14 protein-coding genes are annotated in these 13,978 nt (G+C 54.6%); 8 read left to right on the top strand and 6 right to left on the bottom strand.

The window, feature by feature from the left end; translation table 11 throughout:
• Positions 1–135 precede the first annotated feature (135 nt).
• The gene (locus ACT3TJ_RS06155; RefSeq protein WP_441678252.1) at positions 136–1,077 is read right to left on the bottom strand and encodes a LysR family transcriptional regulator; all 942 of its coding nucleotides are present in this window, start codon (positions 1,075–1,077) and stop codon (positions 136–138) included.
• 111 nt (positions 1,078–1,188) lie between these two features.
• Between ACT3TJ_RS06155 and ACT3TJ_RS06150 the strand changes: the two genes are divergently transcribed.
• Positions 1,189–2,262, top strand: coding sequence for a tartrate dehydrogenase (locus ACT3TJ_RS06150; RefSeq protein WP_444665507.1), 1,074 nt, complete (start codon positions 1,189–1,191; stop codon positions 2,260–2,262).
• 67 nt (positions 2,263–2,329) lie between these two features.
• Here the strand turns inward: ACT3TJ_RS06150 and wrbA are convergent, their stop codons facing one another.
• The gene (gene wrbA, locus ACT3TJ_RS06145; protein ID WP_087108478.1) at positions 2,330–2,929 is read right to left on the bottom strand and encodes an NAD(P)H:quinone oxidoreductase; all 600 of its coding nucleotides are present in this window, start codon (positions 2,927–2,929) and stop codon (positions 2,330–2,332) included.
• A 347-nt stretch (positions 2,930–3,276) separates the two neighbouring features.
• On the opposite strand from wrbA, the gene ACT3TJ_RS06140 reads away from it, so the two are divergent.
• The 6 genes from ACT3TJ_RS06140 to ACT3TJ_RS06115 all read left to right on the top strand — a co-directional run bounded on the left by ACT3TJ_RS06140 (position 3,277) and on the right by ACT3TJ_RS06115 (position 8,690).
• A complete protein-coding gene (locus ACT3TJ_RS06140; protein ID WP_444665506.1) occupies positions 3,277–4,275 on the top strand; it encodes a succinylglutamate desuccinylase in 999 nt (332 codons plus the stop codon).
• 205 nt (positions 4,276–4,480) lie between these two features.
• The gene (locus tag ACT3TJ_RS06135; RefSeq protein WP_406565410.1) at positions 4,481–5,251 is read left to right on the top strand and encodes an ABC transporter ATP-binding protein; all 771 of its coding nucleotides are present in this window, start codon (positions 4,481–4,483) and stop codon (positions 5,249–5,251) included.
• A gap of 14 nt (positions 5,252–5,265) precedes the next feature.
• Positions 5,266–5,967: an ABC transporter permease gene (locus tag ACT3TJ_RS06130; RefSeq protein ID WP_172116068.1), complete on the top strand. Its 702-nt coding sequence runs from the start codon at positions 5,266–5,268 to the stop codon at positions 5,965–5,967.
• Position 5,968: 1 nt separating this feature from the next.
• Positions 5,969–6,700 (top strand): ABC transporter permease, encoded by a 732-nt coding sequence (locus ACT3TJ_RS06125; protein ID WP_193057385.1) that lies wholly within the window; start codon positions 5,969–5,971, stop codon positions 6,698–6,700.
• A 131-nt stretch (positions 6,701–6,831) separates the two neighbouring features.
• Complete coding sequence (locus ACT3TJ_RS06120) at positions 6,832–7,602, top strand: transporter substrate-binding domain-containing protein (RefSeq protein ID WP_444665505.1); 771 nt, start codon at positions 6,832–6,834, stop codon at positions 7,600–7,602.
• Positions 7,603–7,883: 281 nt separating this feature from the next.
• Positions 7,884–8,690 carry a TraX family protein gene (locus ACT3TJ_RS06115; protein WP_193057386.1) on the top strand — a complete coding sequence of 269 codons (807 nt, stop codon included), beginning with the start codon at positions 7,884–7,886 and terminating at the stop codon, positions 8,688–8,690.
• A 126-nt stretch (positions 8,691–8,816) separates the two neighbouring features.
• Here the strand turns inward: ACT3TJ_RS06115 and ACT3TJ_RS06110 are convergent, their stop codons facing one another.
• Together ACT3TJ_RS06110 and purE are read right to left on the bottom strand one after the other, a co-directional pair.
• Positions 8,817–9,953: a 5-(carboxyamino)imidazole ribonucleotide synthase gene (locus ACT3TJ_RS06110; protein WP_193057387.1), complete on the bottom strand. Its 1,137-nt coding sequence runs from the start codon at positions 9,951–9,953 to the stop codon at positions 8,817–8,819.
• Positions 9,954–9,964: 11 nt separating this feature from the next.
• On the bottom strand, positions 9,965–10,480 hold the full coding sequence (gene purE / locus ACT3TJ_RS06105; protein WP_172116063.1) for a 5-(carboxyamino)imidazole ribonucleotide mutase: 516 nt from the start codon (positions 10,478–10,480) through the stop codon (positions 9,965–9,967).
• A 203-nt stretch (positions 10,481–10,683) separates the two neighbouring features.
• Here purE and ACT3TJ_RS06100 point away from each other — a divergent pair, with 203 nt between their 5' ends.
• On the top strand, positions 10,684–10,956 hold the full coding sequence (locus ACT3TJ_RS06100; RefSeq protein ID WP_018918645.1) for an XRE family transcriptional regulator: 273 nt from the start codon (positions 10,684–10,686) through the stop codon (positions 10,954–10,956).
• A gap of 77 nt (positions 10,957–11,033) precedes the next feature.
• On the opposite strand, the gene chrA is transcribed toward ACT3TJ_RS06100, so the two are convergent.
• The gene (gene chrA, locus ACT3TJ_RS06095; RefSeq protein WP_444665504.1) at positions 11,034–12,227 is read right to left on the bottom strand and encodes a chromate efflux transporter; all 1,194 of its coding nucleotides are present in this window, start codon (positions 12,225–12,227) and stop codon (positions 11,034–11,036) included.
• Positions 12,228–12,488: 261 nt separating this feature from the next.
• Positions 12,489–13,852, bottom strand: a protein-coding gene (locus tag ACT3TJ_RS06090) for an IS3 family transposase (protein ID WP_444665521.1) whose coding sequence is annotated in 2 segments (ribosomal slippage) — positions 12,489–13,390 and positions 13,390–13,852 — 1,365 coding nt in all. Because the reading frame shifts where the segments join, the coding sequence is not laid out codon by codon here.
• Between the last annotated feature and the right edge of the window lie 126 nt (positions 13,853–13,978).

Genomic DNA, 13,978 nt, shown 5'->3' with positions numbered 1-13,978 from the left:
CGGTGCTCGCCTCGCCAAAGGCCTTGCCACGTACTCAGCGCCCATCACGCACGCCCAGGGTTAACTGAGTCCCTAACAAGATACTTGTTTTATCCAATGGTTTCTGACCAAACATGTCAGTGCGTGATGAGCTGGTCACTGTCGTTCATCGAGGCCGAGGCTTGGCAGCGGCGGTACTCGCCCGCTTATGTCACGCTGCACATGATCAATAAATGCGCGTAACCGTGTGGGCACATGGCGGCGCTGCTCAAATACCGCATAAAAGTCGGCCCGCACGCCCTGCCATTCAGGCAGCAGCGGCACCAGCGCCCCACTGGCCAAGTGCTCGTTTACGTCCCACCAGGAGCGCATCATTATCCCGTGTCCGTCCAGGGCCAACCGAGTTATGACTTCTCCATCGTTACTGGCCAGCCGCCCACTCACCTTCACTGACTGAACACACCCAGGGTCATTACAGCGCTCAAAACGCCAAAGGGGAAAGTCCGTATCGTTTTCACGAATCACCAGGCATGCCTGGCGCACAAGGTCGCCAGGCGCGCTCAATGGTGCCATACGGGCGATATAACCAGGCGCAGCACACAGCACTCGGCGATTGGGCAAAATTGGCCGAGCAATCAAACGGGAATCCGGCGGCTCGCCAATCCGTATACCGACATCAAAGCCGTGATCGCTCAGGTTAAGCGGGAAATTGGTGAGCTCCAGCCATCCCTCAACCGCTGGGTGCATTGCACAAAAGGTGGAGAGCAGCGGCGCAATGTGCTGCCGACCAAAACCAAAGGTGGCATTAACCCGCAGCCGTCCGCTAAGCCCATGCTTATGTGTGTCGTTGAGAGAGTTCTCAAGCTCCCCCAACTCATCCAGAATCAGCGCCCCGCGGGAGAGATAACGTTCGCCTTCTGCCGTGAGTGTCAGCCGCCGAGTAGTGCGTGCGGCAAGCTCCACGCCCAACCGCGCCTCTAGCTGCTTTAAGCGCTTGCTCACCGCCGACAGCGAAAGCCCCAGTTCACGCGCCGTTCCTGTCAAACTTCCTGCACGTGCTAACTGCTGAAAAAATGCAAGATCGTCTAGCGCCGACATGGATTCTCCACTTTCAGGCAACAATAGCTTGAATAGTAGCCTGATTATTATCACTCAGATAGCGGCTACACTGCGTTCATCGCTCATCTTTTTTAATAACAAGGAATCCAAATGGCCCACCGTATTGCAGTGATCGCTGGCGACGGCATTGGTACCGAAGTCATGCCCGAAGGTATTCGCGCCCTTGAAGCCGCAGCCAAGCGCTTTAATATCGACCTTGAGTTCACGACCTTTGAATTTGGCAGCTGCGACTACTACCTGGAGCACGGCCAAATGATGCCGGACGACTGGTTTGAACAGCTAAAAGGGTTCGATGCGCTGTTTTACGGCGCGGTCGGCTGGCCCGACAAAGTGCCCGACCATATTTCCCTTTGGGGCTCGCTGCTGCAGTTTCGCCGCCAGTTCGACCAGTACATCAACCTGCGCCCTTGCAAGCTAATGCCCGGTATTAAAAGCCCGCTTGCTGGACGTGAACCAGGCGATATCGACTTTTACGTAGTGCGCGAAAACACCGAGGGTGAATACTCAAGCATCGGCGGCAAGATGTTTGAAGGCACCGAGCGCGAAATCGTCATCCAGGAAACTGTGATGTCGCGCACAGGCGTTGACCGCGTGCTTAAATATGCGTTTGATCTGGCGCAAACCCGCCCGCGTAAAAAGCTCACCTCGGCCACAAAATCCAACGGTATCTCTATCACCATGCCCTACTGGGATGAACGGGTGCTGGAAATGGCCAAGCAGTATCCGGACATTGATGTCGATAAATTCCATATTGATATTCTGACCGCCAACTTTGTACTGCATCCAGACTGGTTTGACGTGGTCGTCGGCAGCAACCTGTTTGGCGATATCCTTTCCGACCTGGGGCCAGCGTGTACCGGCACTATCGGCATTGCCCCTTCGGCCAACATTAACCCCGAAGGCAAATTCCCCAGCCTGTTTGAGCCGGTACACGGCAGCGCACCGGATATTGCAGGCAAAGGTATCGCCAACCCAATTGGGCAAATTTGGTCTGGCGCCATGATGCTTGAGCATCTGGGCTATAAAGAAGCCGCTGATGCGATGGTGACAGCCATTGAAGACGTGCTTCGCGAAGGTGACAGCCAAGTGGTCACCCGTGATGTTGGCGGCCAAGGCACCACTGAAAGCCTGGGCCGCGCGATTGCCAAACGTTTAAGCCTGTAACCCCTTCGCCATAGGAAAGCCACCCCGCAGATAATTATCCACGGGGTGGCTTTTTATTGGCGGTTGGTTACTCCGCCAGCTTCGCAGCGATTTTCGCAACGTGCTCGCCCTGAAAGCGCGCAAGCTTCAGTTCACGCTCGCTTGGCTGGCGGGAGCCATCACTACCTGCCAAAGTCGCCGCTCCGTAAGGGTTACCGCCGCTGACTTCGGAAATATCAAACTGCTCTTCAATGCCATAACCGACGGGCACAATCACCATGCCGTGGTGGGCAAGCGTCGTCCAGGTGGAGGTAATCGTCATCTCATCGCCACCGCCGGTACCTGTTGAGGTAAACACACTCGCCACTTTGCCACGCAAGGTGCCGTTAGCCCATAAGCCGCCGGTTTGGTCAAAAAAGGTGCGCATTTGGCCGGTCATATTGCCAAAGCGGGTTGGGGTACCAACAATAATCGCATCGTAATCGGCCAGTTCCTGGGGAGTCGCTTCGGGCGTATCGTAATCCTGCTTACCGCCGGCATTTTTGAAAGCATCTGCGGGCATGGTTTCAGGTACTCGCTTAACGGTTACCTCTACGCCTTCAACTTTCCTTGCCCCTTCTGCAACGGCCTTGGCCAAGGTATCAACATGCCCATACATGGAATAGTAAAGTACCAATACCTTTGTCATTGCTTACTCCTTTGGACTGCGTTTTAGCTACGTTAATGGCATTCCGATTAGGGAATGACTACAACATAGCCTAGCCTGCAGCAGCGAAAAGCGAATGTTTTCCCCCTACACTCTTCGATTTTCACCTTACGCAGATACAAAGCAGCAGCTGGTTTCTCGCAGTTAATCCAAAAAGTGCGCAGCAAAGCGCCCTTCCTATTAAAACGCCCACTCACCGTGAGCGTTTTAGGTACCATCTTACACTCGAGCGCCCGCCATTTTCATAACCACGACGCTAATGCTTGCTCACGTTTTTGAGCATGTTAAAGATAGCGTGTGGATTTCCAACCAATAACAAGAGGCCGATAATGCTGAATCACTGGCTTGACTGGACCCTTGATGGGCACCTTCCCGTACAGCGTAGCGGCCAATTTCCAAGCGGTACTTATCGGTTTCATGCCCCCGGCATTATGGAGCTTATCCCCCATACGCCGCAGCCAGAGGCCTATGCCTGCGTTTTTTCAGCGGCGATTCATGGCAACGAAACGGCTCCGGTTGAGCTACTCGGTGAATGGCTAAGCGCCCTGGAAGCAGGCACTACCCCACTGGGTGCTCCCGTACTGGTCATCCTTGGTAATATCCCCGCCCTACGCGCTCAGCAACGGTTTATAGCAACCAACCTTAACCGCCTCTTCAAGCATGACTTAACGGACAGTGGTGAGGAGCCAGAACGCGCACGTGAATTAATGGCTGCGGTAGACCGATTTTATGCAACTCATGCCGCGCGGCCCAGGTTGCACTATGACTTGCACACCGCCATTCGTGAAAGCCTCTACCCGATTTTTGTTGTCGAGCCATTTGCTAACACTGCGACCCTGCCGGAGCAGTGGCAGTGGCTTGCGGCTGCGGGCATGCAGGCCGTGCTTCATCAACACCAGACAAGCTGGACCTTCTCGCACTACAGCAAGCACTACCACGGCGCTCAAGCGTTCACTTTTGAGCTAGGCCGCGTCGCCCCTTTCGGGCAAAATGACAGGGCATCGCTAATCCCAATGGGCGCGCTGCTTACGTCACTCAGCAAAGGCGAAACGCCTGCTCAGCAAGACCCAGCGAGCATGGTATTCTTTCAGGTAGAGCATGAACTTAAGCGCCAAGCGGAGGACTTTACGCTCTACGTTGATGCAGACATGCCCAACTTCAGCCGTTTTGAGCCCGGCACGCGTTTGGCCCGGGATAGCGTGGCAGGCGATTTCGTGGTGGGCGAGACGCCGCTACATGTCGTATTTCCTAATGCCAACGTGGCGTTGGGGGCGCGGGCGGCGCTTTTGGTGGCCCCGGTTCACTCCTCAAGTCAAACCGCAAAATAAGCTTAATAGTTATTTAATAACAACAACATGGAGATAATATCGAGGCACACGCGTATCACTTACGGCCGCCTTCCTACATTTATCGTATAAGGAAAGCACGCATTTTTCGCTGAGCCTGATAGAATCGCCACTTTTTTCGCGCCAGCCGCATTTAGCCTACGTTAACTCAACACGTTGCTACCGCGGCAACTTTGTACTGGAGCCTATGTTTATGGCCGCTACTCCCCTGGAAGTGCGTAATATTAAAAAGCGCTTCGGCGATACGGAAGTTCTGAAAGGCCTTTCACTCGAAGCCCAAAAAGGTGATGTCATCACGCTAATTGGCGCTTCAGGGTCGGGTAAAAGTACCTTTCTGCGCTGTATGAACCTGTTAGAGCAGCCGGATGAGGGCGAGATTATCCTTCACGGCGACCCGATACGCTTTAAGGTGAACCGGCACGGACGCGAGCCAGCCGATTGGAAACAGGTTGTCCAAATGCGTGCCAAGCTTTCCATGGTGTTTCAGAATTTCAATCTCTGGGCACACATGACGCTGCTTGAAAATATAATTGAAGCGCCTATCCATGTGCTCGGCCTTCCTAAAAAAGAAGCGATTGAACAGGCCCATGCGCTGCTTGAGCGTGTGGGGCTAACCGCCCGCGCCAACGCCTACCCGGCGCAAATGTCAGGTGGCCAGCAGCAGCGCGGCGCGATTGCTCGGGCACTGGCCATGAACCCAGAGGTTATGCTGTTTGACGAGCCGACCTCGGCGCTGGACCCGGAGCTTGTCGGCGACGTACTGAAAGTCATGCGCGACCTGGCCAATGAAGGGCGTACCATGGTGGTGGTTACCCATGAGATGAGTTTTGCCCGCGATGTCTCAAGCAAGGTGATCTATCTTCATCAGGGCTTGGTGGAAGAAGCCGGGGCGCCAGATGATGTATTAGGCAATCCCCAATCGTCCCGACTGAAACAGTTTCTTACTCCTAACTACTGATCTGCGAGGCGACCATGCTGGATTTGCAAGGGTACGGCCCCCGTTTGATCGAAGGTGCCGGGGTCACCGTTCAACTAGCGGTTTTATCGCTACTGTTAGCCATCGCGCTAGGCCTTCTCACCGCCACAGCCAAGATGTCACGCCACTGGCTATTGCACGGCACGGCAACCGTTTACACGACGCTGATTCGCGGCGTGCCAGACCTTGTCTTGATGATGCTGCTGTTTTACGGCGGTCAAATCGGTGTTAACGCGATTAGTGATATTCTTTACTACAGCTACGACATTGATATTTACATTAATTTCAATGCCTTTGCCGCGGGCGTACTGACCATTGGGTTTATTTTTGGTGCCTATATGGGCGAGACTTTCCGGGGCGCCTTTATGGCAGTCGATAACGGCCAAATTGAGGCAGGCAAAGCCTACGGGATGAGCAGCACACTGGTCTTTCGCCGCATTCGTTTCCCACAAATGATGCGTCATGCGCTGCCCGGGCTCTCCAATAACTGGATGGTGCTGCTGAAAACCACCGCGCTCGTCTCGGTAATCGGCTTGACCGATATGGTTCGCGTGGCCGCTGAAGCCTCCCGAGCGACTCATGAGCCGTTTGTGTTTTTAATCCCTGTAGCCGTTGCCTATCTGTTGATTGCCAGCGTCTCCGAGTGGATTTTTGCCCGGCTACAAAAGCGCTACGACATCGGCTTTGGGGAGCAGTGACATGCTAGATATTTCCGCATGGTTTAATGACCTTTTGTCCGGCAATCTGATCTTCACCCCCACTACAATGGGCTACTACTGGACAGGGCTTGTCACCACCACACAGCTGGTGTTTCTGTCGCTGGTAATCGGGCTGGTGCTAGCGGTGCCGCTTGCCATTATGCGCAGCTCACGGCGTAAATGGATCAGCCTGCCCGTGTATGCCTATACCTACGTGTTTCGTGGCACGCCGCTGCTGGTCCAGCTGTATATTATTTACTATGGCGTGGTGTTTTTTGACGGCATCCAGGAAAGCTTTTTGTGGCCGATCTTCCGTGAGGCCTTCTACCCCGCACTGATCGCTTTCACTCTTAACACGGCCGCTTATACCACAGAGATTTTCCGAGGAGCGATCAAGGCAACGTCCAAAGGTGAAATTGAAGCGGCCCGCGCTTACGGCATGTCCCAAAGCCTGATGATGCGCCGGATCATTATCCCCAGCGCATTTCGTCGCGCTCTACCCGCCTACGGCAATGAAGTGATTTTCATGCTTCATGCTAGCGCGATAGCCAGCGTGGTCACCTTAATGGATCTGACCGGAGCGGCTCGCTATGTCTATTCGCGGTTCTATACCCCGTTTGAGCCCTTCCTGTTTGTCGCGGCTATTTACCTATGCTTAACGTTTGCCATTCTGTTTTTCTTCCGCTTTTTAGAGAAGAAATTACTTGCGCACTTAAAGCCACAAACCCCGTAAACGGTTCGATGACGAGCGAACGTCAAACAAACGTTGGTTCACAGGGCGTTTTCCTCTTTCCGCCGGCCCCAACCTGGGTTACGTTAAAGAGGATCACCTCGGGTGAACCTGTTTTACAACGGAGTTAAATAATGAAAAAGTTGCTATCAGTTTCTTTAATTGGTTTGGCTGTTGCTGCGGCCTCTTCCGCCCAGGCACGTGATTATGATCAGGTGCGTATTGGCGTTGATGTACCTTATGTCCCGATGGAATTCCGCACCCCTGAAGGCGACCTGACCGGTTTTGATATCGACTTGGGCAACGCCATGTGTGAAGAAATCGGCGTGACCTGCGAGTGGATCGAGCAGGAGTGGGACGGCATTATTCCGGGCCTTCTGTCACGCAACTACGACGCCGTCATGTCCTCCATGACCATCAACGATGAGCGTCGCCAGCAGGTGCTGTTCTCTGACCCCTACATCACCATGCCGTCTGCCTGGTTTGCCGCAAGCGGCCTGGATATCGACGAAGCCAATGAAGAAACCCTTGAAGGCCTGACCATCGGCGTTCAACGCGGCACACTTCAGGATAACTACGTCACCGATAACTACGGCAGCGTGGCCGATATCAGCCGCTACTCCACCGCCGATGATATGGTGCTGGATATGGACGCACAGCGTCTGGATATCGTCTTCCTCGATTTCCCGATCGGCCAGTCAACGCTGGTTGAAAACGAAGACGCTGACTACACCATTGTGGGCGAAAAAATCACTGAGCCTAAAGAGTACTTTGGTGACGGCTTTGGTATCGCGTTCCGCCAGCGTGATGAAGCGCTTGCTGAAAAATTCAACGAAGCACTCGCAACGCTTCAAGAAAACGGCACCTACGATGAGATTCACGCTCGCTACTTTGGCGAAGAGTAATCACATAGCGTAGTGACCTCCCCATCACCCCGGCCTTTGCCGGGGTGATTTATTTACGCCCTTGCCTTTTTTCTCCTTTCATCAGCGCCTTAAAAACCAGGTACGCAGGCCATTAACAAGCACGCTGCCCCTTGGAATGAACCAGGTCAGCATGTGAGAGTCTCTGTATCATTCACTACGTTTATATAGCCGATATAGCTCATATAGCCGATATAACCCATATAGCGATGAAACATCATTTCGCTATCACCGTAATTTAGTCATAAAAACAGGGAGGTTTTATGGCAGCAACCCTTAGCGCCACACCAGACATCGACCGACGCCCGTCTTCCTACTGGACAGGCTGGGGCCAGTGGCTCGCGCTCATTACCATGACGGTAGACCACCTTACCCGCTATGTACTGCCTGGGGATTTTAGCTGGGCAGGCTCCTCTATTGGCCGGATTGCCTTTCCACTGTTTGCCGCCATGGTCGCCTGGCACGGGCTATTTAATACCCGTAACCCAATGCGCTATTCACGGCGTATTCTGGTTATCGGACTGGTAGCGCAACTCCCCTATATGATGATGCCACGCGCATCGGATGCGTTGATTTTTAACGTCTGCTTTACGCTGGCCAGTGGCCTGGCCTTGGGCACACTGGCGCGCCAGGGCTGGCAGCACTACCAACAGCAAACGCTGGGGTTTGGCTGGCTGCTGCTGGGCACAGCAGTGGGCGTCACGGTGTGGTACCTGCTCGGTTTCTGGGTGGAGTACGGCCACAACGGTCTACTGTTGATTCCGCTATTCATGTTTGCCATGCATTCACTTAGCCAAGCGGGCACCCATTTTCAGGCGCGACTTTGGGCAGGCTTAGCCGCCTTTCCCGTACTCTGGGTTGCCGGGCAAATGAACGCCTCGGATATGGCAAAATCGTTTACCGTGGGCACCTGTGTCGTGGTCCTGATACTGGCTGCTGGCCTGGCTCAGCGAGTGCCTGTGGTAACGTTTGCCATGCCTCGCAGGCTTTGGTTGGCCTGGTACCCTGGGCACTTTGCGTTAATCGCGCTGTGGCTATTGCTGAGCGGGCGTATTGTGCTGGGTTGGTAAACGTTCAAGCTGGTTCGAGAGACTTTAAACAGAGCTTAAAACGGTCTTAAAAAAGAGCTTAACACCGGGATAAAAAAAGGCGCCTCACATCGTGGGGCGCCTTTTCAGTGACTTAATAACGCTTATCTATAATGAGCGCTCAAAACTCCACTCAACCGCCGGCGCATCAGGTATCAGTGCCCGGCAGACGCGCACCTTTTCCAGCAGTTCAGCGTGGGTAGCCGCCACCACATTAACGTGGGCCAGCTTGCGCCCTGCCCGCTCGGCTTTGTCGTAGCGGTGCACATGGGTATTGGCAAGCTTGAGCATGGCCACGTTGTCGCCTTCCTGGCCAATCACATTGACCATACAGGTGGGCGCAATGGCCGCCGTGCTGCCAAGCGGTAATCCTTGAACCGCGCGTAGATGGTTCTCGAACTGGCTGGTAACCGCTCCATCCATCGTCCAATGGCCGGAGTTATGCACGCGTGGCGCCATCTCGTTAGCTAGCAGGCTACCATCGCGGGTTTGGAACAGTTCAAGCGCCAGTACGCCCACGTAATCCAGCTCATCCAGCAGCGCACGAATATACGTATCAGCCGTTTGCTGCACCTGAGCGTCCAGGTCGGGCAGCGGCGCCACCGAGTAACGCAGTATGCCGCCCACATGCTGGTTCTCTGCCATGGGGTAGAAAACCACCTCGCCATCGCGACCGCGTACAGCAATCATCGAAACTTCGCGAACAAAATCCACAAACGCTTCAACGATCAGCTGCGTATGGCCAATGCTCTGCCAAGCGTTAGCCGCCTCTTCTGGGGCTTTTAGGACCGCCTGACCTTTACCGTCATAACCTTCCGTGACGGACTTTGCCACCACCGGGCAGCCAAGCTCGCGAGCGGCGGCTTCCAGTTGCTCTGCGCTCTCGACCACACGGTAAGCAGGCGTCGGGATGTTCAAGCGATCAAACAGGGTTTTCTCTTCAACCCGGTTTTGGCAGATCTCGATCGCTCGGCTACTGGGATACACCGGCTTGTGCTTTTCGATCTCCTGCACAAGCGTCACCGGCAGATGCTCGAACTCGTAAGTCACGACATCCACCTTGGCGAGAAACTCAGCCAAGTGCTGATTATCCGGGTCGACAATGACCTCGCCGATGCCCGCACTTGGGTTACCTGTGGTATCCAGGAACGTAAACCGATTGCCTAGCGGGTAGCCCGCCAGCGCCAGCATACGTCCCAACTGGCCTGCGCCTAAAACGCCGATGTTTGTCGTACCAGAGTTCATGGGGGCTCCTTTTACTCAGCATCCGGCGCGGGGCGCGGGTCCGGGTTATCCAGTACCAGTTGAGTTTGCTCTGCACGGAAGGCCTCAACCGCGTTACGCACGGCGTTGTCCTGAAGGCCAACAATCTGCGCGGCCAGCAGGCCCGCATTGGTCGCACCAGCCTTACCAATCGCCAGCGTGCCAACGGCGATACCACCGGGCATCTGCGCAATCGAGAGCAGTGAATCAAGGCCTTTAAGCGCTTTGGATTCAACCGGCACACCCAGCACCGGCAGCGGCGTTTGTGAGGCCACCATACCGGGCAGGTGGGCGGCACCGCCTGCACCGGCCACAATTACCTGTAAACCGCGCTCAGCGGCACTTTTCGCATAGTCGAACAACAGGTCAGGCGTTCGGTGGGCAGAGACCACACGCGTTTCATAGGCAACGCCTAAGCGCTCCAGCATCGTCACCGCATGCTCCATCACCGGCCAATCCGATTTGGACCCCATAATGACGCCCACTTTGGGTGCGCTATTCGACGACATGCCATTTCTCCCCGGCCAGTGGCCATATATAAAGTACCGCACGCCAGAAGCAGCCGTGCACGCTAAAATAAGGCGCATAGTTTACCAGAGCCAAGCCGCAAGCGGGTGTTCGCAAGTGTCGCGAAATTTTCATCAAATTAAATATTGAAATGCACCTGCGTTGGCGGCATTGTGTCCTTGTCATTTCAGACTGATGGAGTCTCATGAGTACGGCATACTCAACTGCTCACGCAGAAACGCTGGATCCTCCGCGAAGCAGCCCTGACCTCGATGTCAGGGAATTAGAAAAACGCACGCGCCTAATGCGCATTATCACGCGTTTAATTGCAGTATCAGATCTAGGAAGCCGGGAAATTGCCCGCCAGGCAGGGCTTCCAGTACAGAAGATTAGCGACTTGCTCGCCGGCAGGCTTGAGCACCTGAACATTGACGAGCTCAATGTTCTGCGCCGCACGTTAGAGCTGGAGGCGCCATAGGAGCAGCCATTAGCCCTTTAAACCACGAACGCCTCGCTTAAGCGAGGCGTTTTCGTAAGGTTTTGGCTCATTATCTACTAAACCGGTATCAAAAGACCGCCCAGTGCCATCACAATCACAACCGCCCAGGCAGGCAGCTTCCACACGGAAAGCAGTAAAAAGCCACTAAGCGCCAAGGCAAATTCATACGGTCCGATAATCGCGCTGGTCCACACCGGCTGGTAAAGCGCAGCGCCCAGAATCCCCACCACTGCGGCATTGGCACCACGCATCAACGCTTGAGCACTGCCCCATTGGCGAAAGCGGTTCCAGAAGGGCAGCACACCCACCAGCAGTAAAAATCCCGGTATGAAGATAGCCAGCAAGGCCACTAGCGCCCCAACAAGGCCATTAATGCCAGGCAGTAATACCCCAAGATACGCGGCAAAGGTAAACAGCGGCCCCGGCACAGCCTGTGCCGCTCCGTAACCGGTTAAAAACGCATCCGGCGTTATCCAGCCTGACTCCACTACTTCCGCTTGTAAGAGCGGCAGCACCACATGCCCACCGCCAAATACCAGCGCGCCTGAACGATAAAAGGCATCGGCAATATCAAGCCAAACCGCACTTCCCGCAAGCAACGGCAACCCAATCAGTAGCCCAGCGAACAGCCCCAGTGCGATAACACCAACTGAGCGCGACACAGCAAAGTGGAGTGTTTCGCTTGGCGTGGCAGTCACAGCTTCGCGACATAGCAGGAACCCCGCCAAGCCACCGAACACAATGGCGCCCACCTGCCCTAGCGGCCCGCTGACCAACAACACCGTGAACACGGCCAATAGCGCAATGCCCGTGCGAGTTTTATCCGGGCACAGGTTACGCGCCATGCCCCACACCGCATGGGCCACAATGGCCACGGCCACTATCTTCAAACCATGGATAATACGGCTGACAATCGGGCCATCCAGCACCGTCGCCCCGAACGCAAACAGCACCAGCACAATGGCAGAAGGCAGCGTAAAGGCCAGCCACGCCATCGCGGCTCCCCAGGGGCCTGCGCGCATTAGCCCAAGCGCAAAACCCACCTGGCTGCTGGCGGGCCCTGGCAAAAACTGGCAAAGCGCGACCAGGTCCGCATAGGCAGCCTCCGAAAGCCAACGGCGGCGCTCCACAAACTCAGCCCGAAAATAGCCCAGATGCGCCACCGGCCCACCAAAGGAGGTCAGACCAAGCCATAGAAAAACCCTAAAGACTTCGCTGACGCGCATGCGTAAATTGTTCTCTTCAGCCATAGCGGAAGGCTCTTTTGCGTAATAGAAAGTGCCCACGATACCCGCTGCATTTTACGCAGTGATGACAAGCCGCCCGGGCCGTGTCACCTAACCCCGGCACCGCTTCGCGCTGCTCCCGCGGGTGCGCTGCGCTTACCACGCGCTACGAGAACCACCCCAAATGGCCGCACAAGGCGTAGCGCGCGGTAACGCGCCGTGAGGAACGAACGGCAAGGCACCCGCGAAGTGAACTGACCCCCAATGATTGGACAGTTAGTTCTGTCAGTTGACCGCCATTTCCTGAGTCCGGTATTCCACAGGACTCAGGCCCTGTAATTTCTGCTTAAGCCGATGGTGATTGTAGTAGTGAATGTAATTGGCGATACCTTTCTGCAACTGCTCAAGGTTATCGAACTGGTTGAGATAGAAGTACTCAGCTTTCAACGTACCGAAGAAGCTTTCTATTGCTGCGTTATCCAGGCAGTTTCCTTTCCTCGACATGCTTCGAAGTATTCGCTTTTCTACTACTAACTTTCGATAGTTGGCATGGCGATAATGCCATCCTTGATCCGAGTGCAACACCACTCGATCTTCTGGTGTCAGCCTGTTAAAGGCTTTCTTCAGCATTCCCTTTACCAGATCAAAAACCGGCCGTGGGCCCGTCTGAAAGGCAATGATTTCTCCGTTGTACAGATCCATAACCGGTGACAGGTAAAGTTTTTGGTCATTGACTTTAAACTCTGTAATATCAGTCACCCAGCGCTGATTGGGGCGCTCGGCCTGAAAACGGCGCTTCAGCGTATTGGGAGCAGAATACCCTGTCCCTCCTTGATAGGCGCGATACTTCTTTTGTCTAACCAAAGACTTCAACCCCAGTTGTTGCATGAGCTTCTGGACGGTCTTGTGGTTGATGGTTTCTCCACCCTTTCTCAAGGCCAATGTGATTCGGCGATAGCCGTAACGCCCTTTATGATGATCGTAAAGCCCCTGGATACGTTGCTTCACACCCGCATACCGGTCTCCTGCTGCCAACCGCTTAACCTGATAATAGAACGTGCTACGGGCCATCTGAGCAGCACGTAGTAATCTGTTTAACGCATGGTGATGCCTCAACCCCTGGATTACTTGCGCTTTTTGCGCCGGGCTGATGTCTGCTCCTGGATCAAGGCATCGAGCTTTTTTAAGTACGCATTTTCCGCACGCAGGTAAGCAAGCTCATCAAGCAGTTCTTTTCGAGACCGATCATCGGTCTTCTTTTGAGCTGGGGGCGATGAAGGCGTCTTGACCATCAGAGATTGTCCTTTACATATAGGGGTAAAAGCCGTTGCTCCTTCACGATGATACTGCTGCATCCACTGGCTAATAACCCCCTGTCGACGAATATCAAATAACGCTTCCGTTTGGCGCATTGATAGACCATCGCGCCACATCCTTTCCAGCACGTCGAGCTTGAAGGTTGCGCTATAAGTCGTATAAGGCTTCTGGCGCAGACCGCTAGAACCGTTGTGCCTATATCGTGAAACCCACTTTCTAACCATGGAAGGGTTCAAACCATGCTGCCGGGCAACCCCTTTAACGCTGTCGTCACCACATAAGAAAGCTTGCACGACCTGAAGCTTAAAGTGTTCAGTATATTTATTTCTCACCTGAGTGCCTCGAAGGTTGGAGTAAAATGTCCAACTTTCGGGGGCCAGTTCAAAAGACGACACCAGCCGCCCGGGCCGGGCCACCTAACCCCGGCACCGCTTCGCGCTGCATCCGCGGGTGCGCTG

The organism is Halomonas sp. AOP30-A1-24, from assembly GCF_052378165.1.
Taxonomy (GTDB): Bacteria; Pseudomonadota; Gammaproteobacteria; order Pseudomonadales; family Halomonadaceae; genus Vreelandella; species Vreelandella citrativorans.
This window is presented reverse-complemented; position numbering and strand designations above follow the sequence as displayed.

Coding starts and splice junctions, on each gene's coding strand:
- ACT3TJ_RS06155 (WP_441678252.1), bottom strand. CDS start 1,077: ATGTCGGCGCTAGACGATCTTGCATTTTTTCAGCAGTTAGCACGTGCA.
- ACT3TJ_RS06150 (WP_444665507.1), top strand. CDS start 1,189: ATGGCCCACCGTATTGCAGTGATCGCTGGCGACGGCATTGGTACCGAA.
- wrbA (WP_087108478.1), bottom strand. CDS start 2,929: ATGACAAAGGTATTGGTACTTTACTATTCCATGTATGGGCATGTTGAT.
- ACT3TJ_RS06140 (WP_444665506.1), top strand. CDS start 3,277: ATGCTGAATCACTGGCTTGACTGGACCCTTGATGGGCACCTTCCCGTA.
- ACT3TJ_RS06135 (WP_406565410.1), top strand. CDS start 4,481: ATGTTTATGGCCGCTACTCCCCTGGAAGTGCGTAATATTAAAAAGCGC.
- ACT3TJ_RS06130 (WP_172116068.1), top strand. CDS start 5,266: ATGCTGGATTTGCAAGGGTACGGCCCCCGTTTGATCGAAGGTGCCGGG.
- ACT3TJ_RS06125 (WP_193057385.1), top strand. CDS start 5,969: ATGCTAGATATTTCCGCATGGTTTAATGACCTTTTGTCCGGCAATCTG.
- ACT3TJ_RS06120 (WP_444665505.1), top strand. CDS start 6,832: ATGAAAAAGTTGCTATCAGTTTCTTTAATTGGTTTGGCTGTTGCTGCG.
- ACT3TJ_RS06115 (WP_193057386.1), top strand. CDS start 7,884: ATGGCAGCAACCCTTAGCGCCACACCAGACATCGACCGACGCCCGTCT.
- ACT3TJ_RS06110 (WP_193057387.1), bottom strand. CDS start 9,953: ATGAACTCTGGTACGACAAACATCGGCGTTTTAGGCGCAGGCCAGTTG.
- purE (WP_172116063.1), bottom strand. CDS start 10,480: ATGTCGTCGAATAGCGCACCCAAAGTGGGCGTCATTATGGGGTCCAAA.
- ACT3TJ_RS06100 (WP_018918645.1), top strand. CDS start 10,684: ATGAGTACGGCATACTCAACTGCTCACGCAGAAACGCTGGATCCTCCG.
- chrA (WP_444665504.1), bottom strand. CDS start 12,227: ATGGCTGAAGAGAACAATTTACGCATGCGCGTCAGCGAAGTCTTTAGG.